Consider the following 21,826-nt stretch of genomic DNA (forward strand, 5'->3'; position numbering starts at 1 on the left):
TCAACCTTTGAACCATCTATGAGATTTGGTCCGTGCGCGGAACTCCGTCATCCGTGGTCACGCCCGCGCAACGGCCGGTCGAACACGCCTCACGATGTCCGGAATTTGACCCTCCGGATAGGCGGTGCCCGGGCTTCCCGCGCACCGCCCCCGCTCAGCAGCCGCAGTCGCAGCCGCAGTCGCAGCCGTCGCAGCAGCCGTCCTCACCGCAGCAGCTGCAGCAGTTGCAGCAGTCACCGCACCCGCTGCAGTCGCAGTTGGCGCAGGGCCCCTCCTTGCGCTCCCGGCTCCAGGGGTCCTCGTAGGTCCCGCAGCACAGCTGGCACGTGCAGGCCAGTCCCAGCCACACGGCACAGCCCGCGAGCAGCCCGCGCCGGTCGCGGCGCGGCGGCTGCGGGGGCAGTGGGGCGCCGGGGCCGCCGGGTGTACCGGGAGGCGCGTAGGGACCGGCGCCGTGGGCACAGGAGACGGTACCGAAGGCGCGACGGACGGAGTTGGGCAGTTCATGGACGAGCAAGCGGTGTGCGAGGCCCCCGTCGGCGAACTCCACCTCGCGCAGCGCGAGCCGGATGCCGTGCACCGCGTCGTCGGCGAGCCGGCGGGCCTCCTCCAGCGGGGTGCCGGTGGCGGTGAGCGGGTTCCAGGCGCCCGACGCGGCGTCGGCCTCCCTGTCCTCCACGGCGTCCAGGAGGTGCGCGAGGCGCCCGAAGAGGCGTCCCGCCTCGGCGAGCGGCGCGGCGTTGTGCGGCCGGCCGGCGAGCACCGCGGTGTGCGCGAAGGCCGCCGCGGTCGCGGTCTCGGTCGGTTCGGTGACGGTGAGGAGGGGGGTGCCGGGTCCGGCGAGGGTCTCGATACCGGTCTGCCGGTCCACGGCGTCGACGAGGACGGCGGTGTCGAACCCGACGTCCGAACCGGTCCGCGCCCCGGCCCGGTCCCAGCCTGCGGCGACCCGGCGCGCGGCGAGCGCCACCGGCCTGCGCGCCAGCAGCCCGTCCCCGTCGGCGACGTGGTCGCGCAGCTTGGCGGAGGCGAGGACGAGGGAGACGGCCGCCGCGAGCCGCGCCCCCTCACCGTGCGCGACGGACGCGGTGCGCATCCCGCGCAGCGGGCACGGCCCCGCGGTGCGCCGCCCCGCGCCGGTGCGGCCGGCCTGAGCCTCCGTCAGGACGGAGACGAGGAGCCCGTCGTAGTTGGTGACGATGCGCGCGAACTGCCCGTGGTCCCCGCGCAGCGCGAGGCACAGCCCGCACAGGTGCGCCGTCCACTGGGCCGTGAGTCCCTCACCGAGCCGGTGCCTGCAGGGCCTGACCATTCCGAACACGATGTTCCCCCGTACGGTTGTGCGACGTTGAGCGGGCGCATCGTATCGGCCGGCGTGTTCACCCGTACGCACCGTCCGTCACCCGTACGCGGCGAAGAATCATATTTCACTCACAGTCAGCAGCCGTTTGTGTCAAGACCCTTGGGAAATACGGACTCTCGACGGATCAGCTGTGCACCAGTACCGTCACAAACCCCCCGCGCGGCGTCTATCCACTTGGCGCACCATCCGCATCATGGACGACCATAGGGATGCGGAAAGCAAGAAAGACCGCTGTGAGAGGAGGCGTCCATGGGATCGGTACGCAAGGCGAGCGCCTGGCTGGGCCTCGTCGACGACAACGAAGACGAGCGTTACTACGACGACGACTACTCCGACGGGACCGAGCCCGGGGAGGCCTGGGTCACCGATCCGCGGGTCAAGGTGGCCGCGGACGTCGCCGAGGAGAGGGGCCGCCGCATCGGCACGGTCACCCCGGACAGCTTCCGGGACGCCCGCGCCATCGGCGAGCTGTTCCGCGAGGGGGTTCCCGTCATCATGAACCTCACCGCCATGGACGCCGCCGACGCCAAGCGCGTCGTCGACTTCGCGGCGGGCCTGATCTTCGGCCTGCGCGGTTCCATCGAGCGGGTGTCCAACCGGGTGTTCCTGCTGAGCCCGGCCGACACCGAGGTCGTCAGCGGGGAGCCGGCCGCGCACCGGTCGGACGGTTTCTTCAACCAGAGCTGAGGCAGGGCCGCTCACCGGCCCTGCCTCCCGTGAGGTCCCGGTCGGCCGGAACTACCGGAACGCGTCGATTCCGGTGAGCGCCTTGCCCAGCACGAGCTGGTGCATCTCGACGGTGCCCTCGTAGGTGAGCACCGATTCCAGGTTGGTCGCGTGCCGCATCACCGGGTACTCGAGCGAGATCCCGTTGGCACCGAGAATCGTGCGGGCCGTACGGCAGATGTCGATGGCCTCGCGGACGTTGTTGAGCTTGCCGAAGCTGACCTGCTCGGGACGCAGGCGGCCGGCGTCCATGCGCCGCCCCAGATGGTGGGCGAGCAGAATCCCCTTGTGCAGTTCGACCGCCATGTCGGCGAGTTTGGCCTGCGTCAGCTGGAACCCCCCGATGGGCCGCCCGAACTGCTCCCGCGTCCTCGCGTAGTCGACGGCGGCCTCGAAACAGCTGCGCGCCGCGCCCATGGCACCCCAGACGATCCCGTACCGGGCGTGCGAGAGACAGCTGAGCGGCCCCTTGAGCCCGGTCACCCCGGGCAGGACGGCGTCGGCGGGCAGCCGTACGTCGTCGAGGACCAGCTCGCTGGTGACGGAGGCGCGCAGCGACCACTTGTGCCTGATCTCGGGCGCCGAGAAGCCGGCGCTGTCGGTCGGCACGACGAAGCCGCGGATCCCCTCGTCGGTGCGCGCCCACACCACGGCGACCCCGGCCACGGAGCCGTTGGTGATCCACATCTTGCGCCCGCTCAGCACCCAGTCGCCGCCGTCGCGCTTGGCGTACGTGCGCATCGAGCCGGGGTCGGAGCCGTGGTCGGGTTCGGTGAGCCCGAAGCAGCCGATGACCTCGCCGGAGGCCATCCGCGGCAGCCACCGCTGCTTCTGCTCCTCGCTGCCGAACCGGTGGACGGCGTACATCGCGAGGGACCCCTGCACGGAGACCAGGGACCGGATCCCGGAGTCGGCCGCCTCCAGCTCCAGACAGGCGAGCCCGTACTGGACGGCGCTCGCGCCCGCGCAGCCGTAGCCCTCCAGGGACATGCCGAGCGCGCCGATCCCGCCGAGCTCCCGGGCCAGCTCCCGGATGCCGGGCAGCTCGCCCTTCTCGTACCAGTCGGCGACGTACGGCAGCACGCGGTCGGCGGCCCAGGCGCGCACGGTGTCCCGGACGGCCAGGTCCTCCGGCTCCAGCAGGTCGTCCAGGCCGAGGGGGTCGGCGGGGTCGAAGGGGGGCGGCTTCGAGGACGCGGACATGGGACACCCTCCGGGAGGATTTAACTAGCGCTGCCAGTCACGGCTCGGGGCGACGTTACGACGCGGTCCCCCGCACGTCCACCCCCGCCCGGCGGCCGCGGCTCACACCTTCAGCCCGGAGACGCGGGCCTCCGCGGCCTCCCGGGGCGCGGGCATCTCCACGGCGGCCGTCTCGCACTGCATCACCCGCGGCAGCCTGAGCGCCATCGCGGCACCGAGCAGCAGCAGGCCCGCGCTCACCAGCAGGGTCACGTGCAGCCCGTGCACGAAGGCGTGGCGTGCCGCATGGCGCAGGGCGTCACCGGCGGGTCCGCCGAGCCGGTCGGCCACCCCGTACGCCTCGCCCAGCGAGTGCGACGCCGCCGAGGACGCCGCCGAGGGCACCCCGGGCACACCGCTGACGCCGGGCGCGTAGGCCGCGTTCATCACGCTGCCGAGGAGCGCGATGCCTATCCCGGCGCCCAGCTGGTAGGAGGTCTCGCCGATCGCCGCCGCCCCGCCGGCCTGCTGCGGCGGCGCCTCGCTCAGCATCGACTCGTACGCCCCGAACAGGGTGGTCTCCAGGCCGAAGCCCAGCAGGACGAAGCCGGTGAGCAGCAGCGGGCCGTTGTCCTCGCCGCCCATCGCGGTCAGGGAGACCACCGCGGCGGCCGTCAGGCAGAAGCCGGAGCAGACCATGCGGCGCGGGCCGAACCGGCGCAGCATCCGCGCGCCCGCGAGGCCCGCCGCCATCGCCGCGAAGGTCAGCGGCAGCAGGCGCAGTCCGGTCTCGAGCGGGGAGAGCCCCAGCACGAGCTGCAGGTACTGCGCGGCGATGAGCTCGAGCCCGACCAGGGCGAGCATCGCCAGCACGATGCACCCCACCGACGTGCTGAACGCCGGCCGCGCGAACATCCGCAGGTCGACCAGCGGGTGCGCCCGGCGCCGCTGCCGGCGCACGAAGGCGACCAGCAGGGCCGTGCCCAGGAGCAACGGCAGGACGGTCCACACGCCGGTGACGGGTTCGCCGCCGCCGAGCCGCTTCACGCCGAGGACCGTCGCGAACAGTCCGGCGGCGGCCAGCAGCGCGCCGGCCACGTCCCAGGGACCGTCGCCGTCGCCCTTCGACTCCGGCAGCAGGATCCGCCCCACCGGCAGGCTGACCAGCATCAACGGGATGTTGACCAGGAAGACCGAACCCCACCGGAAGTGTTCCAGCAGGAACCCGCCGAGCAGCGGCCCGACCGCCGCGCCCACCGCGGCGACCGCGCTCCAGACGCCGATGGCCAGCGCCCGTTCGCGCCGGTCGGGGAAGACCTGGCGCAGGATCGACAGCGTCGCGGGCATGATCATCGCGCCGCCGACGCCGAGCAGCGCCCGCGCCGCGATCAGCACCTGCGGGCTGTCCGCGAAGGCCGCCGCGCCGGAGGCGACGCCGAACAGGGCGTAGCCGAGCAGGAGCACGCGTCTGCGGCCGATCCGGTCGCCCAGCGTGCCGAACAGGATCAGCAGCGAGGCGCAGACCAGCGGGTAGGCGTCGACGATCCAGAGCAGTTCCACCGCGCCGGGCCTGAGGTCCTCGGTGACGGCGGGCACCGCCACGTGCAGCACGGTGGCGTCGACGGCGACCAGCAGCAGGCTGACGCAGAGGACGACGAGCACCACCCAGCGGTTGGCACCGGCCCCGGCCGTCCGACCGCGCGGTGCGGCGGAGGCCGTGGTCGTCCCGGACATGTGCGTACCTCCCAGATGTTCCCTCGCCGCCGGCGGGCTCACGGGGTGGGGGACTCCCCCCGCGACTCGGCCGGAGAGGAGCGGTGGTCTCCGGCCCGCGCATCGGACGGCGAGTGACACGTCAGCGTACGCGAGTGCGTGCCGAGGTCGAGTGGCGGACCTCTCACCCGTGCGCCGGATCGGTGTGGCGTGCGCCACTTCCCTCCCGGACCCGCGCCGCCCGCCGGGCGGCCCGGCGCGGAGCCCGGTCGATAATCGAGCCCGTGACCGACCTCGACACGCGCGCCGCGCCCGCCCGCCCCGGAGCGCTGCGCCGGGCCGCCCCGGCGCTCCTCGGGTACGCGGCCGTGCGTGCCCTGGGCCTGGCCGTCCTGGCCCTGTGGAGCGCGGCGCGCGGCAAGGACGCGTACACCTTGCTGACCGCCCGCTGGGACGCGCTCTGGTACACGCGGGTGGCCGGACTCGGGTACGGCTACGAGGTGCGGCTCCCGAACGGCGACGTCCACTCCAACCTGGCGTTCTTCCCCCTGCTCCCCTGGCTGGAACGGCTCGTGGCGGCGGTGTCCCCGCTGTCGTACGCCGACGGGGGCTTCGTCGTCGCCGTGCTCGCCTCGCTCGCCGCGGCCTGGGGGATCTTCGCGGTGGCCGACCACGTGCACGGGCCGCGGGCCGGGGTGTGCGCGGTGCTGCTGTGGGCGGTGCTGCCGGTCGGGATCGTGCAGTCGATGGCGTACAGCGAGTCCCTGTTCACCGCGCTCGCCGCGTGGTCGCTGTACGCCGTGCTGACGGGCCGCTGGGTGACGGCGGGCGTCCTGGCGAGCCTGGCCGGGCTGACCCGGCCGGTGGGACTGGCGGTGGCGGCGGCGGTCTGGGCGGCGGGGACCGTCTCGTTCGTGCGGGATCGCAGCACGCCCGCGCCGCACGGCGCGCGCACCGGGCCGGGCGCCCCTGACGGCACCGAACTCCGGCGCGCCGCGACACCGGACGGCGCACGCGCCTCGTCGAGCGCCCCGGTCGCCGTCGGCGGCGCCGTCCCCGGCGGCCGCACGCGCCGGGTCCTCGGCATGCTCCTCGCCCCCCTCGGCGCCGCCGGTTACGTTCTGTGGGTCGGGCACCGGACCGGAAACGGGCCGCTGGGATATCTCGACGTGCAGGCCGGATGGCGGAACGGTTTCGACGGGGGGTACGCCTTCGCCCGCTTCGTCGCCGAGAAGTTCACGTCGTTTCCGTCCGCCCTCGCGGGGCTCGGGCTGACGCTCGGGGTGGGCCTGGTGGTGTGGCTGTACGTGCTCTGCGTACGGCAGCGCCAGCCGCTGCCGCTGCTGGTGTACGCCGGGGCCGTCACCGCCCTCGCCCTGTGCGCGTCGGGTTACTTCGGCTCCAAGCCGCGTCTGCTGCTGCCCGCCTTCCCCCTGCTGCTGCCCCTCGCCCTGGCCCTGGCCCGGCTGCGTACTCCCAGGTCGGCGCTCGTCGTGGCGTCGGTCGCGGTGGTCTCGGCGGTGTACGGCGCCTTCTGGCTGAACGGCTCCGGCCCGCCCTGACCCGCCCGGACCGCCCGGACGGCCGATGAGCACCGGGAAAATTCCACGCCAGGCCCCGGTGAACGAATTCAAAAGCGCTATAAAACCGTCACCCCGAATGATCAAAGGAATTGAAGGCCGCAGCGCCCGGAGGATTACGGATTCACTGGAAATAAACGCCCGCCTGAGAGGAATGCCACATCACATCGTCATCACAAAGCCGCTGATTCGGCGGGGATCTGCGCTCACTCGCTGTAACGTCGATTGGGTGCGTACCAAACGGAAGCCCACCCGTCTGGACCGGGTGTTCGCGAGGCTGGATCGTGAGCCGGAACGACCGGCTCACATCGGCATGCCGCGGATGAGCCGGCACCGGATGGTGCTCTTCGGCGCCACCCTGGCCTTCTACCTGGCGATCGTGTGGGCCGTGGTGATCACCTCCTGGCTGGTCCGGCTGGACTGGCAGGTGATGTTCTTCCGCCCCTACCAGCAGTGGCCCGAGCTCCACGCCTTCGTCGACTACTACGTGGTGCTCGGCCAGCGCGGCCCGACCGCCGTGATGGTCGCGGCCTGGCTGGGCTGGCGTTCCTGGCGGCAGCACACGCTGCGCCCGCTGCTCGCCCTCGGCGTCTCCCTGCTGTTGCTGAACGTCACCGTCGGCGCCGCGAAGTACGGCATGGGACGGCTCGGACCGCACTACGCGACCGAGATCGGCTCGAACGAGATGTGGCTCGGCGGCGATATATTTCCCAGCGGCCACACCGCGAACGCCGTGGTGACCTGGGGAATCCTGGCCTATCTGGCCTCCACCGGGAGGGCGCGCCGCTGGCTGTCCGCCCTGTCCGCGGTGACCTCGCTCGGGGTGGGGCTGTCCACCGTCTACATCGGCACGCACTGGCTGAGCGACGTGCTGCTGGGCTGGGTCGCCGGCCTGCTGATCCTGCTCGCGCTCCCCTGGTTCGAGCCGCTGATCGCCCGCACCGAGACCCGGATCTTCGCCCTGCGCGACCGCTGGCGGGCGCGGCGCGGGCGTACGGCACCGGCGGCGGTGCGGCCGGTCGGGACGCCGGTCGCGCCGGAGGCGCTCACCGCCCTCGGGGAGACCCCGGCCCCCGAACCGGTTCCCACCGGCCGCGCGACCACCCGCTCCCACGTCTACCTGGCGCCCGGCCCGCACACGACCCGCGCGGAGCGCACCCCGGTCACCCCGGGGGGCAGCCGCCGCCCGCAGCACCCGGAGCGCCACCCGCGCGGCACCTCGTCGGCGACCCGCCCCTGACGGACGGCACGAGCGCCCGGTACGCACGCCCCGGCCCCGGTTCCTCCCGCGGAACCGGGGCCGGGGCCGTGTCTCAGCCCTTCCAGGCCCGTGCCACCCGGCCGTCCTTCACCTCGAGGTTCAGCCGGCCCACGCGGTACTCCATGGTGATGATCGCCCCCGGCGGCAGCGCCCGCACCGTCGACCAGCCGCGCTCGCGCGCGAGGTGCTCGGCCCGGTCGGCGGCGAGGCCGACATAGGCGTCCGGACTGTCGTGGGGTTCCGCGGAGGGTGTCGGAATGGGTGCCATGCGGCCACGCTATGCCCTGCCCCGTGCGCGGGGAAGCCCGCACCGGGAACACCGGACCGTATCCCCCGGCGGTCACACTTCTGTCACAGGATCACGACAGGCGTCTGCACCGGTTCCCCTCACCCGGACGGACGATTCCGTACGCCTTCCGCAGGCATTCGAACATAATTCCCGCGTGTCACACCACGGCCGCGTTTGACCCCGGCGGAAAGTTCGGAGGACGTATCCCGGGACCCTGTTCGCTTTCACCGCCGCGCATCGCCACGGACGCCGACGCGCACGGAAAACACCCGGTTCCGTCACACGATCCGCCACTCCCCCTGTCGGAGCGCACGCGGAGGCGAGCATCATGGCGTGGGCCCGAGGGTACGTGTGGCGCGGGCTCGGGCGGGCCCGGCGCGCGACGAGCGAAGGGGCGAGCGATGGGGACGCAGACCGTACCGGCGGCGCGACCGGAGCACCGGCAGCGGCGCGGGCGGGTGGTGATCGACTGGCTGACCACCACCGACCACAAGAAGATCGGCCACCTGTACCTGATCACGTCGTTCGTGTTCTTCCTGATCGCCGGCGTGATGGCCCTGGTGATGCGCGCCGAGCTGGCGCGGCCCGGACTGCAGATCGTCGACAACCAGCAGTTCAACCAGATGTTCACGCTGCACGGCACGATCATGCTGCTGCTGTTCGCGACCCCCAGCTTCGCGGGGTTCGCCAACGAGCTGATGCCGCTGCAGATCGGCGCGCCCGACGTGGCCTTCCCGCGGCTGAACATGTTCTCGTACTGGCTGTTCCTCTTCGGCGGCCTGATCGTGCTCGGCTCGCTGCTGGTGACCGGGGGCCCGGCGGCCTTCGGCTGGTTCGCCTACGCGCCGCTGAACAGCCTGCAGTACTCGCCCGGCCTCGGCCCGGACCTGTGGATCATGGGGCTGGCCCTGTCCGGGTTCGGCACGATCCTCGGCGCGGTCAACTTCATCGCCACCATCGTCGGGATGCGCGCCCCGGGGATGACGATGTTCCGGATGCCGCTGTTCACCTGGAACACGCTGTTCACGTCGATCCTGATCCTGATGGCGTTCCCGGTGCTGGCGGCGGCGCTGCTGGTGCTGGAGGCGGACCGGCGGTTCGGGGCGCAGGTCTTCGACGCGGGCAACGGCGGGGCGGTCCTGTGGCAGCACCTGTTCTGGTTCTTCGGGCATCCCGAGGTGTACATCATCGCGCTGCCGTTCTTCGGCATCATCACGGAGATCATCCCGGTCTTCAGCCGCAAGCCGCTGTTCGGCTATCTGACGCTGGTCGGCGCCACCATGGCCATCACCGGGCTGTCGGTCGTGGTGTGGGCCCACCACATGTTCGCCACCGGCGCGGTGCTGCTGCCGTTCTTCTCCTTCATGAGCTTCCTGATCGCGGTGCCCACGGGGGTGAAGTTCTTCAACTGGACCGGCACCATGATCAAGGGCTCGCTGTCGTTCGAGACGCCGATGCTGTGGGCCACCGGGTTCCTGGTGTCGTTCCTGTTCGGCGGGCTGACCGGGGTGATCCTGGCGTCGCCGCCGCTGGACTTCCACGTGACGGACACGTACTTCGTGGTCGGGCACTTCCACTACGTGGTCTTCGGCACCGTCGTCTTCGCGACCTTCGCCGGGTTCTACTTCTGGTGGCCGAAGTTCACCGGGAAGATGCTCGACGAACGGCTCGGCAAGATCCAGTTCTGGACTCTGTTCACCGGCTTCCACACCACGTTCCTGGTGCAGCACTGGCTGGGCGCCGAGGGCATGCCGCGCCGCTACTCCGACTACCTGGCGGCGGACGGCTTCACCGCGCTCAACACCGTCTCGACGATCGGCGCGTTCCTGCTCGGCATCTCCACGCTGCCGTTCCTCTACAACGTCTGGAGGACCGCCCGCTACGGCGAGAAGGTCGAGGTCGACGACCCCTGGGGCTTCGGCCGCTCCCTGGAGTGGGCGACCTCGTGCCCGCCGCCCCGGCACAACTTCACGACGCTGCCCCGGGTCCGCTCGGAGTCGCCGGCGTTCGACATGAACCATCCGGAGTACGCGGCCGTGACGCCCCAGCCCGAGCCCAGGAACGAGCAGGCCGGTCGCGAGCCGTCCTGACCGCGCCGACCGGTCCGGCCGCTCCCGGCACCCCGGACCCGGGAACCGGCACCACCGGGCGCACCACCGCGGCGTCGGCCGCGGTCCGCGGCCGGTCAGGGTTCGTAGGCCAGCCGCGGCACGTCGAAGCAGTTCCGGTTCATGTCGCCCTGGGTGACCCAGCCCTCGCCGTCCCGCCAGCGGGCCACCGACAGGCAGGCCCTGCCGGTGGCCGGGGGCTCGGGGGACGCCCGGAACCCGACGGGGAGCAGCAGGCCGCCCGCCGTGTAGCCGTCGGCGCGGCCGACGTGGCCGTCGACGCACGCGCGCGTGATGCCCGTCGGGGAGCAGGCCGTGGCCGCGTCGGCGAACCAGCGTGCGGCGGCCCACCCCTCCAGCTGCCACTGGGAGTGCGTCCTCAGGTCCCCGGTGGCGTCCCGGAACTCCCGTACGGCCTCGTGGCCGGTGTCCTCGAAGTTGCGGCTGGAGCCGGTGGCCCACAGGGCGTTGCGGCAGCGCGGGGCGTCCTCGTAGTCCTCGGCGACGGTGGACGTCCAGTTCTGCACGTTGGTGACCTTGGCGGTGACCCGGGCGCCGACGTCGTCCATGGCCTCGCACAGACGGGCGTTGCCGTGGCCGTCGACGGCGTCGAAGACGAGGTCGGCGCCCTGCTCCTTCAGGTCGGCGGCCACCGCGCGGAAGTTGGGCAGCGCGAAGTCGACCCGTTCGGTGACGACCCGGTAGCCCTCGGCCCTCAGGCCCCGCTCGACGAGGCGGGCGTAGGCGGCGGACGCGGACTGGTTGTAGGAGACGACGGCGGCCGTGCGGGCGCCGTGCTCGCGCTTGAAGTAGCGGTAGACCTCGGTGCCGCCGTACAGCTTGCCGTCCCAGCCGGGCGTGCCGTCGCGGGGGGCCTCGCTGCCGTAGATGCCGTACAGGTGCGGGTAGGTGTCGTAGGCGGCGCCGATGGGCTGGCCGCCGACGTCGGGCACGCCCGCGCGGGAGACGCGGGAGGCGCCCGCGTAGTCCAGGGCGGTGGTGGCCACGAGGGCGACGACCTCCTCCTCGTCGATCAGCCGGTGCACGCACTCGTTGTTGCCGGCGCCGCTGCCGCCGTCGTCGCACAGGCGCACCTCGACCCGCCGGCCGTCGATGCCCCCGCGCGCGTTGAGCCGGTCGAAGTAGGCCCTGGCGCCGTCGCGCGGCCCGGTGAAGACGCCGCCGCCGACCGGGCTGGTGGCGCTGGCGATGACGCCCACCCGGATCGGCTCCCCGGTGCCCCGGGCGGGCGCGGACGCGCGGTCGTCGCGCTCGAAGGCGCTCTCGGGCAGGCGGCTGCCGCAGGCGGCGGTCAGGACGAGCAGCGCGGCCGCGGCCAGGGCCTCAGCAACCCGGGAGGGCCGGGGGCGAGCCATCGCCGCTCAGTTCCACCAGCGCGCACAGGGACTTGGCGGACACCTTCCAGGTGCCGTCCTGTTCGACGGCCGTGCCGGAGGCGTCCGGCAGGACGGTGGCTCCCCGGAGGGACAGGGCGAACGTCACGTCCGCCTCGGTCGGTGAGACGAACGTGATCCCGGTGACCTCCGCCCGGACCTGTCCGACGCGCTCGTCACCGCTGAACGCCTCGAGCACGGGGCCCAGCAGGTCGCCGTTCTGCAGGAGGTTCTTCTTCTCCTCCAGGGACGTCCCGGGATCGAAGAACTTCTCCCAGTTCTGCCTGATCTCCTGCTCGGCCGCCGCCCGGTCCGCGGGCGCGTCGGCCGGTGCGCTCGTCGTCCGGTTCCCCGTCGGCGAGGGGGGCGGGCCGTCGCCACCGCCGCCGTCACCGCACGCCGCGAGGGCCGGGGAGAGGAACAGCAGCAGGGCGGCCGCGACCGCCGTGCCCCGTCCCGCCGCCCGTGGGCCCCGCGCCCTCGCGTTCCCCCGCCTGAGGTCGCTGCCGAGAACCATCTGGCTCACCACCGGGTGTCGGTCCGGGCCGTCGGCGCCCGGTGCTTTCAGGGTCGGTTGCCAGGAGGCATAGTGCAAGCCACGGGCCGCGTCGCACGCCGGCGCACGGGCGCGGGCGACGGCACGGACACCCGACGGCACGGACACCCGATGTGGGGAGCCATGATGCGCACAGCCCGACTGCGGACCGCCCACCCCGTCCTGTGGGCCGGCTGGGCCGCGCTCGCCGCGGGAGCCGTGCTGTGCGTCGTCGGCTGGTATGGCGTCTCGGGCGAGCGGTACGCCGAACGGCAGCTGCCCTACCTGGCCTCCTGCACGGTCCCCGGCGCCGCGCTGATCGTCGCCGGGGCGGTGCTGCTCGCCCACGGCCGGGGCGCGGTCGCGGCCACGCGCGTGGAGGAGCTGTACGGCCTGCTGGTGGCGGCGGAGCCGGCCGGCCCGGACGGGCCCGGGCCGGCGGCCGGCGCGCCGGTCGCGGTCAGCGGGGAGATGCTGAGGGTGCCGGGCGGGACGCTGTGGCACCGCGCGGACTGCCCGCTGGTCGAGGGGAAGGCGGAGGCGGTTCCGGTGGACGCGAAGCTGGTGACGGACGGCGGGCTGAGGCCCTGCCCGCTCTGCGAACCCGCCGGACCCGCCGACGGCTGAGGCCCCGCCGATGTCCTCCCTGACGTACGACCTCGCGCTGGCCGGGCTGTCGGTGGGCGCCGCCGCGGCGCTCTCCGGGATCGGCCTGATCGTGACGTACCGGGCCACCGGGGTGCTCAACTTCGCGCACGGGGCGATCGCGATGGTGTGCGCGTACGTGCTGCGGAACTGCGTGGTCGAGTGGGGCTGGCCGCTGTGGTGGGCGGCCGCGCTGACGCTGCTGGTGGTGGCCCCGGGGCTGGGGGTGGTGCTGGAGCGGTTCGTCTTCCGGCCGCTGTCGGTGCTCGGCGGCGACCCGGCGCAGACGCTGGTGGCGTCCATCGGGGTGTTCGTGCTGCTGGTGGGCGGCGCGGCGCTGCTGTGGGGGCCGGGGGCACGGGACGACGCGCCGGTGCTGGTGCCGGCGGATCCCTGGGGGCAGCTGGCGGTGGTGGCCGTGCTGGGCGCGGCGGTGGCGACGGTGATCCGCCGGACGCGGTTCGGGCGGGAGCTGCGGGCCGTGGTCGACGACCGGCGGCTGGCCGCGCTCGGCGGGATCGACGCGGACCGGGTGGCGGCGGCGGGCTGGGCCTTCGGCTCGTTCACGGCGGGGCTCACGGGCGTGCTGCTGGCGCCGTACGTGCGGCTGGACCCGTACGGGCTGCCGCTGCTCGTGGTGGAGGTGGTGGCGGTCGCGGTCGCCGCGCGGATGCGCGTCCTGACGGTGGCGGTGGCCGTCGCGCTGGGCGTCGGGGTGGCCCAGAGCCAGCTGACCCGGCTGCACCCGTCCGGGTGGGGCGAGCCGCTGCTCCAGGCGCTCGGCGCCAACCTGTTCGTCGTGGCCCTGCTGGTCGCCGCCCTGGCGCTGCCCGGTGTCGGCACGCGCGACGCGCTCCCGCGCACGGCCACCGCGCGGATGCCGGCCCCGCCGGGCGCCTGGATCGTGGCCGGGGTGCTGTTCCTGCTGCCGCTGGGCTTCGCCGGGCGGGATCTGCACACGGCGGTGCAGGTGCCGGCGCTCTCAGTGGTGCTGCTGTCCCTGGTGGTGGTCACCGGCCGGGGCGGCCAGATCTCCCTGGGGCAGGCGGCGTACGCGGGCCTGGGCGCCCTGTTCACGGCCCTCCTCGCGGCCGGCCGCTTCCCCGGCCTCCCCCGCCTGCCGGAGCTGGCCGCGCTCGCGGTGGCGGTCGTCCTGGTCGCTCCGCTGGGCGTGCTGACGGGCTGGCCGGCGATCGGCCGCCGCGGGCTCGCGCTGGCGCTGGCGACGTTCGCGGTGGGTGTCGGGGTGAGCCGCTTCGTCTTCGACCAGCCGTACGCCACGTCGGGCCTGTCCCTGGGCCGTCCGGCGGGCTTCGACGGCGACCGCGCGTACTACGCCCTGGAACTCGTCCTGCTGGCCTGCGCGCTGCTGGCGAGCCGGGCGCTGCGCGGGGGCCGCACGGGCCGCGCCCTGGCCGCGATGCGCGACCACGAGTCCGGGGCGCGGGCGGCGGGCGTGCGGGTGCCGTCGCTGAAGCTCCTGGCCTTCGTCTGCGGCGCCGCCCTGGCCGCGCTCGGCGGCGGCATGCTCGGCATGGGGCTGCGCGCCTTCGACCCCGGCGCGTACGACCCCGTGCGGGGCCTGCTGTGGTTCGCCGCGGTCGTGGTCCTGGGCGCCGACAGCGCTCTGGGCGCCCTGCTCGCCGCGGCACTCCTGGTCGGCCTGGACGCCGGCGCGCGCGGGGGCGTGGCGGCGGCCGTGATCGGCGTCCTGGCGGTCCTGGTGGGCCGCCTCCCGGGCGGCCCGTACGAGGCGCTGCGTGCGGCGGCGGGGCGGCTGCGGCCGGGCGGCGCACCGGAGCTGTCCCCGCGGGGCGCCCGGGTGCGCCGCCGGCTGCGCGGGCCGGCACCCGGGCCGGCGCCCGTCCCGGTGGCGGCGGGAGCGACGGCGGCGGGAGCCGGTGCGCGGGCGGGCGCACCGGGCTCCCCCGCGGCCCCGCGCGCGGGGGACGGCGCGCCCTCCGCCCGCCCTCGCGCCGCCGGTCCCCCGCGGCCCGGTGACGCCGACGACCGGCCGCCCGCCGAAGCACCCCCGGACCACCGGGCCGCGGGGGCCGTCGAGGTGGTCCCCTCTCCCTCCCCGCCCCTCCCGGCCCTCGGGGCCCGTGCCCTGCACGTCCGTTACGGCGGGTTCACCGCGCTGGACGGTGTGGATCTCGAGCTTCCGGCCGGGCGGGTGACCGCGATCGTCGGACCCAACGGGGCCGGCAAGAGCACGCTGTTCCACTGTCTGGCGGGGACGGTGCGGCCCGTGCGGGGAACGGTCCGGTTCGGGGCGCGGGACGTCACGCGGATGCCCGCGCACGCCCGCACCCGGCTCGGTGTCGCACGGACCTTCCAGCAGCTGGCGGTCTTCCCGACGCTGACCGTCGCGGAGAACGTGCGCGTCGGCGCCGAGCAGGGCCGGGCGCGCGACGCCGGCGCGGTGGAGCGGACCCTGCGGCTGCTCGGGCTCGACGGGCCGGTACGGGCGCTGCCCGCCGCCGGGCTGCCCACCGGGACGCTGCGCCGCGTGGAACTCGCCCGGGCCCTCGCCTCCGGTCCGCGCGTACTGCTGCTCGACGAACCCGCCGCCGGTCTCGACACCGCCGAGGTCGCCGCGCTGGCCCGGGTCCTGAGGGCCCTGGCCGCCGACGGCACGGCGCTCCTGGTCGTCGAGCACGACCTCGACCTGGTCGCCGGCCTCGCCGACGTCGTGCACGTCATGGCGGCCGGCCGGATCGTCGCCTCCGGACCGCCCGGTCAGGTCCTCGACGCCCACGGGGAGGCGGTCGGCCCGTGACCGTCGTCCGCCTGCGCCGCGCGCGTGTGCGCTACGGCCCCCTGGAGGCCCTGCACGGGGTCACGCTCGCCGCCCCGGGCCCCGGCCTCACCGTGCTGCTGGGCCGCAACGGCTCCGGACGGACGACCGTCCTGCGCGCGCTGGCCGGCACCGTGCCGCTGTCCGGCGGGTCGGTGGTGTGGGACGGCGTGGACGTGACCGGCGTGCCGGCGTACGAGCGGGCCCGGCGCGGCCTGTGCATGGTGCCGGAGCGGCAGGCCGTGTTCGGCTCGCTCACCGTGCGCGAGAACCTCGCCCTCGCCTCCCCGGACCCGGCCGCCGCGCTCGACGCCTACCCCTGGCTGCGGCCGCTGCTGGACCGCCGCGCCGGCACCCTCTCCGGCGGTGAGCAGCGCATGCTGGCCGTGTCCCGGGCACTGGCGGCACGCGCGCGGGTCGTACTCGTCGACGAGCCGGTCCAGGGCATGTCGCCCCCGGTCGCGGCCCGTACGTACGCGCTGCTGGCCGCGCTCGACGCGTGCGTGGTCGTCGCCGAGCAGCGGCTGCCGCCCGCTCTGCGCGGCCGCCCCGCCGTCGTGTACGAACTGCGGCGGGGCGCGGTGGTGTTCGCCGGGGAGGCGGGCGAACTCGACCGTCCCGGTGGCTCCCCGGGACACCCGTGAGCCCAGGAACGCCCCGGCCCCGTCCGGCCGGCCCGCCGGACGGGGCCCGTGTCCCGGGCGACGGGGCGGCTCAGAGGTCGAGGCGCAGCCCGGGCACGATCACGTCGGGGTCGGCCCCGACGGCGCTCCGGTTGAGGGCGTACAGGTGCTGCCAGGTGGTGCCGTACCGGGCCGCGATGCCGCTGAGCGTGTCGCCCGCGCGCACGGTGTGGCCGCCGCGGGACCCGTCCCGGTCCACGTGCCCGGTCGAACGCGCCGGCGCCTTCGCCGGCTTCGACGGCTTCGCCGGGGCTTCCGCCGCGGTCACCGGGTCCGCGGCGGGTGCGCTCCCGGACGCCCCCGCGCGGGCCGAGCAGGTCGGCCAGGCGCCCCACCCCTGGGCCCGCTGGACCTTCGCCGCGACGGCGATCTGCTGGGACCTGGTGGCCCGGTCGGCCGTCGGCGCGTAGGCCGCGCCGCCGTAGGCGCGCCAGGTGGAGGCGGAGAACTGGAGTCCGCCGTAATAGCCGTTGCCGGTGTTGATGTGCCAGTCGCCGCCGCTCTCGCACTGCGCGATGCGGTCCCACACCCCGTCGTCCGCCGCCGCGGCGTGACCGGTGGCGGTCAGCAGTCCGAGGGGCGCGAGCAGGGCCGCGCCGGCCAGGACGGCCGCCGTACGGGTCTTCCGGGCGGTGGCGCGGGTGTTATCGGCACATGCGGACATGTAGGTCCCTTCCGGACGACTCGGGGTCCCCGAGGCGGAACGCCGCTCCGCGCGCCACGGGGCGCGGGGGCCGCGCTCGCCCCGTCCGCCTTCGGGTCGTGCGGTGGTGGTGCCGGGTGCGGTCGGCGGACGTACCCGAGCGGTGCTCGTTGCACACGGCGGAGGAATGTAGAGAGCCCGCGGCGTGCGGTTCAACCAATTCCCCGTCGCACCAGGCCAGTTCGCCATTACCGCCGGTATCGTCGATTTCCGGACACCCACTTCATTCGCTGATTTCCGGATTTGTCGACCGGCGCACCCGATGGACTGTGAGTCACCTCACCTCGCCAACGGCATTGACGCCGCGGGCAGTTGACGGTGAGTGCCTGATTCCGGACCGGGCGTGACCGTGCGCGTCGGATGGTTCGATTCCGTTCGCCCCGGGGCGTGACTCCCGCCACAGGTCCTCCGTTGTCTTCTGCATGAGCCGGGGACCCGCCCGGACCACGGGCCGGGAGCCACCCGGCCTCGCCACGCACCGCATCCCGAGGGAGCCACCCGTGCCGCGCATGCTCGACGTCAGCGACGAGGTACGCGCCGAGATCGGCGACGAAGAAGCCGACCGCCTGCTCGCCGGGGATTCCGCCCCGGGCGGTTACGACTGCACCTCCTGCCGCACCCCGGGCGACCCGGAGCAGGAGCGCACCAGCACCGTTCTGTTCGTCGGGGACGAGACCGCCGTCCTCGCCTTCGCCCACGCCACCTGCCTGCCCTCGCAGGTCGTCCAGGTCACCGAGGAGCAGTTGCAGGGCGCCGTGCGGGCCATCGGCGGCGACACCCCGGCCACGGGACCGGAGAGGGTCGCGCCCGAGCAGGCCGTGCTCGGCGTGACCAGCGGACTGGTCCTGATCGGCGGGGAACTGCACCCGGCGCTGGTCGTGGAGCCGACCGCGCCGGTCGCGCGCCCCGGATCGCTCGGCGCGGGCGACGACTTCCTGCCGCTGCTCATCGAGCAGGGCTTCATGCCGCTGACCGAGCTGTCGGCGGTGCCGACGGTGCTGCACGGCTGGTCGGTGCTGCTCGCCGCGGGACAGCTGCACGCCGTGCTCCAGCCGGACCCGAACGGCGGCCGGCCGGTGGCCTGGTGGCAGGCGCACCAGCCGCTCCAGGTCACCGAGGGCTGGCGGACGGCCGCGGGCAGGCACCAGCAGGTGCTGATGTTCGCGGCCCCGGTCGGCTCGATCGGCCGCCAGCCGCGCGAGGACCTGCTGCGCGACGCGCTGGACAAGGCCGCCGCGGACGGGAAGCTGGTCGCCGCGGCGCTGCCGCTCGCCGGCATCTGACCGGCACACAACCGACGAAAGCCGGACAGGGGCCGCATCCCTTGCGTCACGGGGTCGTTTGGACATACGTGCACGCATACGACGTTCCCCGCCGCCAGTCCCTCGCCTCGGTTCCCGCCCCCGGGCGCCCGGCTCAGGGCTCCCGGAGCGGCCTCTCGGCCACGCCGATCTACGACGCCCTCTACACCGAGTACGTCAAGTCCTTCCGCGCGCTGCCGGGCGACCGCAGCGGCGAGGAGGAACTGGGCTTCACCGCCTTCGGGAACATCCCGCGCCGTACGGGCGCGTACGGCGGCCACCTCCCGGGACCGCTCACCGGCTCCCTCGGGAGCGGTTCGCACGACGCCCACGGCGCGGGGGCCGGCGGCACCCACCAGGGCACCGGACAGCAGCCGCAGTGGGAGCGCGTCGGCACGGTCGGCCGGCACGCCACCGGGATGCGGCACGTACCGGCCGGGCTGCCGCCGGCTCCGCGCAGAGGCGCCTGATCGGGCACGAGGACACGGCGAAGGGGCGGCCCCCGAGCGGGGCCGCCCCTTCGCCGTGTCCTCGGCTACTTCTTCTTGCCGCGCTTCTCGCGCACCCGCACCGAGATGTGGATCGGCGTCCCCTCGAAGCCGAACTCCTCGCGCAGCCGGCGCTCGATGAAGCGCCGGTAGCCCGCCTCGATGAAGCCGGAGGCGAACAGCACGAACCGCGGCGGCTTGGTGCCCGCCTGGGTGCCGAACAGGATGCGCGGCTGCTTGCCGCCCCGCACGGGGTGCGGGTGGGCGGCGACCAGCTCGCCGAGGAAGGCGTTCAGCCGGCCGGTCGGGACCCGGGTCTCCCAGCCCTCCAGCGCCGTCTCGATGGCCGGCACCAGCTTCTCCATGTGCCGGCCGGTGCGCGCCGAGACGTTCACCCGGGGCGCCCACGCCACCTGACCGAGCTCGGTCTCGATCTCCCGCTCCAGGTAGTAGCGGCGCTCCTCGTCGAGGGTGTCCCACTTGTTGTACGCCAGGACGAGCGCGCGGCCCGCCTCGACGGCCATGGTGACGATGCGCTGGTCCTGCACCGAGATGGACTCGGCGGCGTCGATCAGGACGACGGCCACCTCGGCCTTCTCGACGGCGGCGGCGGTGCGCAGCGAGGCGTAGTAGTCGGCGCCCTGCTGGAGGTGGACGCGCTTGCGGATGCCCGCCGTGTCGACGAACTTCCAGGTCTTGCCGCCCAGTTCGATCATCTCGTCGACCGGGTCGCGGGTGGTGCCGGCCAGTTCGTTGACGACGACCCGCTCCTCGCCCGCGACCTTGTTCAGCAGCGAGGACTTGCCGACGTTCGGGCGGCCGATCAGGGCGACCCGGCGCGGGCCGCCGACGGCGGTGCCGAAGGTCTGCGCCGGGGCCTCCGGCAGCACCTCCAGGACCTGGTCCAGCATGTCGCCGGTGCCGCGGCCGTGCAGGGCGGAGACCGGGTACGGCTCGCCCAGGCCCAGGGACCACAGGTAGGCCGCGTCGGCCTCGCCGCTCGGGCCGTCCACCTTGTTGGCGCACAGCACGACCGGCTTGCCGGCCTTGCGCAGCAGCCGGACCACGGCCTCGTCGGTGTCGGTCGCGCCGACCTTGGCGTCGACGACGAAGACGACCGCGTCGGCGGCCTCGATCGCGTACTCGGCCTGCGCGGCCACGGAGGCGTCGATGCCGAGGACGTCCTGCTCCCAGCCGCCGGTGTCGACGACCTTGAAGCGGCGGCCCGCCCACTCGGCCTCGTAGGTGACGCGGTCGCGGGTGACGCCCGGCTTGTCCTCGACGACGGCCTCGCGGCGGCCGATGATCCGGTTCACCAGGGTGGACTTGCCGACGTTGGGGCGGCCGACGACGGCGAGCACGGGCAGCGGACCGTGTCCGGCGGCCTCGATGGCGCCCTCGACGTCCTCGAGGTCGAAGCCCTCCTCCGCGGCGAGCTCCATGAACTCCGCGAACTCGGCTTCGCCGAGCGCCCCGTGATCGTGCTCGTGCTCGGCCGAGCCGTCGGGCTGGCTGTGGTCGTTCATGAAGTCCGTACCTCGTCGTTCATCGTGGTGATCGGTGGAACGCCCGATACAGGGTGATCCACTACTCAGTGTCGCCTAGCGTCCGGTGAGGCGCCTGGCGTTTTCCAGGTGCGCGGTCAGCTGCTTCTGGATGCGCTCGGTCGCCTCGTCCAGCGCCCTGCGCGTGCGTCTCCCGCTGCCGTCCCCCGCCTCGAAGGCGTCGCCGAAGACGACGTCGACGCGGGAGCGCAGCGGGGGCAGTCCCTTCATCAACCGTCCGCGCCGCTCGGAACTTCCCAGGACGGCCACCGGCACGATCGGCGCGCCGCTGCGGACGGCGAAGTAGGCGAGCCCCGCGCGCAGGGAGGCGAAGTCGCCCTCGCCCCGGGTGCCCTCGGGGAAGATGCCGAGGACACCGCCCTGCTCCAGCACGCCCAGCGCCCGGGAGATCGCCGTGCGGTCGGTGCTGTGCCGGTCCACCTTCAGCTGGCCGATGCCGGTCAGGAACGGGTCGAGCGGGCCGACGAACGCCTCCTTCTTGATCAGGAAGTGCGTCGGCCGGGGCGCCACGCCCATGACCATCGGTCCGTCGATGTTGTGGGAGTGGTTGACGGCGAGGATCACCGGGCCGGCCGCGGGCACCCGCCAGGCGCCCAGCACCCGCGGCCTCCACAGCCCGTACATCAGGCCGACGCCGATGCGCCGCCCGACCTCGGCGCCCCGCACCGATGGGACGTCGGTCACTTCCCGGCCCGCTTCTCCTCGACGAGGGTGACGACGCACTCGATGACCTGCGCCAGCGTCAGGTCGGTGGTGTCGACCTCGACCGCGTCGTCCGCCTTGGCCAGCGGGGAGGTCTTGCGGCTGGAGTCGGCCGCGTCCCGCTTGATCAGGGCCTCCCGGGTGGCGTGGACGTCGGCGCCCTTGAGCTCGCCGCTGCGGCGGGCGGCCCGCGCCTCCGGGGAGGCGGTGAGGAAGATCTTGAGGTCGGCGTCGGGCAGCACGGTGGTGCCGATGTCGCGGCCCTCGACGACGATGCCGGTGACGGCGGAGGAGGCGATCGTGCGCTGCAGCTCGGTGATCCGGGCGCGCACCTCGGGCACCGCGCTGACCGCGCTGACCTTGGAGGTGACGTCCTGCTCGCGGATCGGGCCGGCCACGTCCACGCCGTCGACCGTGATGGTCGGGCTCTCGGGGTCGGTGCCGGAGACGATCTCCGGCTTGCCGGCGACGGCGGCGACCGCGGAGGGGTCGTCTATGTCGATGCCGTTGTTCACCATCCACCAGGTGATCGCCCGGTACTGGGCGCCGGTGTCCAGGTAGTTCAGGCCGAGCTGCGCCGCCACGGCCTTCGACGTGCTCGACTTGCCCGTGCCGGAGGGGCCGTCGATGGCGACAATCACTGGCGTGGCGCTTTCCACAGTGGGGACCTTCCTGGACCTGACTGGCGGGGAGAGGGGGCGCGACCGCCCCGCACAAGGTTACTGGGTGCGCATCCCCCGATCGGCCCCTCCCGGGGCCGGGCCCCGCCGCCGGAGCGCCCGCCCCGC

At 74.0% G+C, this 21,826-nt stretch carries 19 protein-coding genes; 9 read left to right on the plus strand and 10 right to left on the minus strand.

All coding sequences use genetic code 11. From position 1 onward, the window contains the following. Nucleotides 1-154: 154 nt before the first annotated feature. Complete coding sequence (locus GL259_RS09745) at nt 155-1,321, minus strand: DUF5685 family protein (protein WP_159531158.1); 1,167 nt, start codon at nt 1,319-1,321, stop codon at nt 155-157. A gap of 291 nt (nt 1,322-1,612) precedes the next feature. Between GL259_RS09745 and GL259_RS09750 the strand changes: the two genes are divergently transcribed. Next, nucleotides 1,613-2,050: a cell division protein SepF gene (locus tag GL259_RS09750; protein ID WP_159531160.1), complete on the plus strand. Its 438-nt coding sequence runs from the start codon at nt 1,613-1,615 to the stop codon at nt 2,048-2,050. Nucleotides 2,051-2,101: 51 nt separating this feature from the next. Here the strand turns inward: GL259_RS09750 and GL259_RS09755 are convergent, their stop codons facing one another. Both GL259_RS09755 and GL259_RS09760 read right to left on the minus strand, forming a co-directional pair. Further along, complete coding sequence (locus tag GL259_RS09755; RefSeq protein ID WP_159531162.1) at nt 2,102-3,292, minus strand: acyl-CoA dehydrogenase family protein; 1,191 nt, start codon at nt 3,290-3,292, stop codon at nt 2,102-2,104. A gap of 102 nt (nt 3,293-3,394) precedes the next feature. Beyond that, entirely contained in the window at nt 3,395-5,005 is a 1,611-nt protein-coding gene (locus GL259_RS09760; RefSeq protein WP_159531164.1) for an MFS transporter, read from the minus strand. A 263-nt stretch (nt 5,006-5,268) separates the two neighbouring features. Here GL259_RS09760 and GL259_RS09765 point away from each other — a divergent pair, with 263 nt between their 5' ends. Further along, a complete protein-coding gene (locus GL259_RS09765; RefSeq protein ID WP_159531166.1) occupies nt 5,269-6,546 on the plus strand; it encodes a glycosyltransferase family 39 protein in 1,278 nt (425 codons plus the stop codon). A gap of 247 nt (nt 6,547-6,793) precedes the next feature. After that, nucleotides 6,794-7,804 carry a phosphatase PAP2 family protein gene (locus GL259_RS09770; RefSeq protein WP_159531168.1) on the plus strand — a complete coding sequence of 337 codons (1,011 nt, stop codon included), beginning with the start codon at nt 6,794-6,796 and terminating at the stop codon, nt 7,802-7,804. Nucleotides 7,805-7,877: 73 nt separating this feature from the next. Here the strand turns inward: GL259_RS09770 and GL259_RS09775 are convergent, their stop codons facing one another. Next, the gene (locus GL259_RS09775) at nt 7,878-8,093 is read right to left on the minus strand and encodes an I78 family peptidase inhibitor (RefSeq protein ID WP_159531170.1); all 216 of its coding nucleotides are present in this window, start codon (nt 8,091-8,093) and stop codon (nt 7,878-7,880) included. Between the two features lie 422 nt (nt 8,094-8,515). Here GL259_RS09775 and ctaD point away from each other — a divergent pair, with 422 nt between their 5' ends. Then, nucleotides 8,516-10,204, plus strand: a complete 1,689-nt coding sequence (gene ctaD, locus GL259_RS09780) for a cytochrome c oxidase subunit I (protein ID WP_159531172.1) — start codon at nt 8,516-8,518, stop codon at nt 10,202-10,204. A gap of 95 nt (nt 10,205-10,299) precedes the next feature. Here the strand turns inward: ctaD and GL259_RS09785 are convergent, their stop codons facing one another. Next, entirely contained in the window at nt 10,300-11,598 is a 1,299-nt protein-coding gene (locus tag GL259_RS09785) for an ABC transporter substrate-binding protein (RefSeq protein WP_159531174.1), read from the minus strand. Beyond that, complete coding sequence (locus GL259_RS09790) at nt 11,567-12,133, minus strand: hypothetical protein (protein WP_159531176.1); 567 nt, start codon at nt 12,131-12,133, stop codon at nt 11,567-11,569. The genes GL259_RS09785 and GL259_RS09790 overlap by 32 nt, the downstream gene beginning before the upstream one ends. 165 nt (nt 12,134-12,298) lie before the next feature. Between GL259_RS09790 and GL259_RS09795 the strand changes: the two genes are divergently transcribed. From GL259_RS09795 to GL259_RS09805, 3 genes are read left to right on the plus strand one after another with little or no spacing between them, the layout of a single operon-like run. Continuing rightward, complete coding sequence (locus GL259_RS09795; RefSeq protein WP_159538501.1) at nt 12,299-12,778, plus strand: hypothetical protein; 480 nt, start codon at nt 12,299-12,301, stop codon at nt 12,776-12,778. A 10-nt stretch (nt 12,779-12,788) separates the two neighbouring features. Beyond that, on the plus strand, nt 12,789-15,578 hold the full coding sequence (locus GL259_RS09800) for an ATP-binding cassette domain-containing protein (RefSeq protein WP_159531178.1): 2,790 nt from the start codon (nt 12,789-12,791) through the stop codon (nt 15,576-15,578). After that, entirely contained in the window at nt 15,575-16,240 is a 666-nt protein-coding gene (locus GL259_RS09805) for an ATP-binding cassette domain-containing protein (RefSeq protein WP_159531180.1), read from the plus strand. The genes GL259_RS09800 and GL259_RS09805 overlap by 4 nt, the downstream gene beginning before the upstream one ends. Nucleotides 16,241-16,310: 70 nt before the next feature. Here GL259_RS09805 and GL259_RS09810 read toward each other — a convergent pair whose 3' ends face one another. Next, the gene (locus tag GL259_RS09810; RefSeq protein ID WP_159531182.1) at nt 16,311-16,943 is read right to left on the minus strand and encodes a transglycosylase family protein; all 633 of its coding nucleotides are present in this window, start codon (nt 16,941-16,943) and stop codon (nt 16,311-16,313) included. A gap of 539 nt (nt 16,944-17,482) precedes the next feature. Between GL259_RS09810 and GL259_RS09815 the strand changes: the two genes are divergently transcribed. Together GL259_RS09815 and GL259_RS09820 are read left to right on the plus strand one after the other, a co-directional pair. Further along, complete coding sequence (locus GL259_RS09815) at nt 17,483-18,265, plus strand: hypothetical protein (protein WP_159531184.1); 783 nt, start codon at nt 17,483-17,485, stop codon at nt 18,263-18,265. Nucleotides 18,266-18,333: 68 nt separating this feature from the next. Next, nucleotides 18,334-18,753, plus strand: coding sequence for a hypothetical protein (locus GL259_RS09820; protein ID WP_159531186.1), 420 nt, complete (start codon nt 18,334-18,336; stop codon nt 18,751-18,753). A gap of 65 nt (nt 18,754-18,818) precedes the next feature. Here GL259_RS09820 and der read toward each other — a convergent pair whose 3' ends face one another. The 3 genes from der to cmk all read right to left on the minus strand — a co-directional run bounded on the left by der (nt 18,819) and on the right by cmk (nt 21,697). Continuing rightward, nucleotides 18,819-20,297: a ribosome biogenesis GTPase Der gene (der, locus tag GL259_RS09825; RefSeq protein ID WP_159531187.1), complete on the minus strand. Its 1,479-nt coding sequence runs from the start codon at nt 20,295-20,297 to the stop codon at nt 18,819-18,821. A gap of 75 nt (nt 20,298-20,372) precedes the next feature. After that, a complete protein-coding gene (locus GL259_RS09830; RefSeq protein ID WP_159531189.1) occupies nt 20,373-21,020 on the minus strand; it encodes a lysophospholipid acyltransferase family protein in 648 nt (215 codons plus the stop codon). Then, nucleotides 21,017-21,697 carry a (d)CMP kinase gene (cmk, locus tag GL259_RS09835; RefSeq protein ID WP_159531191.1) on the minus strand — a complete coding sequence of 227 codons (681 nt, stop codon included), beginning with the start codon at nt 21,695-21,697 and terminating at the stop codon, nt 21,017-21,019. The genes GL259_RS09830 and cmk overlap by 4 nt, the downstream gene beginning before the upstream one ends. Nucleotides 21,698-21,826 lie beyond the last annotated feature (129 nt).

Origin of the sequence: Streptomyces sp. Tu 3180 (assembly GCF_009852415.1) — a bacterium.
Classification (GTDB): domain Bacteria; phylum Actinomycetota; class Actinomycetes; order Streptomycetales; family Streptomycetaceae; genus Streptomyces.

Bases quoted from the DNA above. Each gene is read 5' to 3' on its own strand.
- GL259_RS09750 (WP_159531160.1), top strand. From the start codon at position 1,613: ATGGGATCGGTACGCAAGGCGAGCGCCTGGCTGGGCCTCGTCGACGAC.
- GL259_RS09755 (WP_159531162.1), bottom strand. From the start codon at position 3,292: ATGTCCGCGTCCTCGAAGCCGCCCCCCTTCGACCCCGCCGACCCCCTC.
- GL259_RS09760 (WP_159531164.1), bottom strand. From the start codon at position 5,005: ATGTCCGGGACGACCACGGCCTCCGCCGCACCGCGCGGTCGGACGGCC.
- GL259_RS09775 (WP_159531170.1), bottom strand. From the start codon at position 8,093: ATGGCACCCATTCCGACACCCTCCGCGGAACCCCACGACAGTCCGGAC.
- ctaD (WP_159531172.1), top strand. From the start codon at position 8,516: ATGGGGACGCAGACCGTACCGGCGGCGCGACCGGAGCACCGGCAGCGG.
- GL259_RS09785 (WP_159531174.1), bottom strand. From the start codon at position 11,598: ATGGCTCGCCCCCGGCCCTCCCGGGTTGCTGAGGCCCTGGCCGCGGCC.
- GL259_RS09790 (WP_159531176.1), bottom strand. From the start codon at position 12,133: ATGGTTCTCGGCAGCGACCTCAGGCGGGGGAACGCGAGGGCGCGGGGC.
- GL259_RS09795 (WP_159538501.1), top strand. From the start codon at position 12,299: ATGCGCACAGCCCGACTGCGGACCGCCCACCCCGTCCTGTGGGCCGGC.
- GL259_RS09800 (WP_159531178.1), top strand. From the start codon at position 12,789: ATGTCCTCCCTGACGTACGACCTCGCGCTGGCCGGGCTGTCGGTGGGC.
- GL259_RS09810 (WP_159531182.1), bottom strand. From the start codon at position 16,943: ATGTCCGCATGTGCCGATAACACCCGCGCCACCGCCCGGAAGACCCGT.
- der (WP_159531187.1), bottom strand. From the start codon at position 20,297: ATGAACGACCACAGCCAGCCCGACGGCTCGGCCGAGCACGAGCACGAT.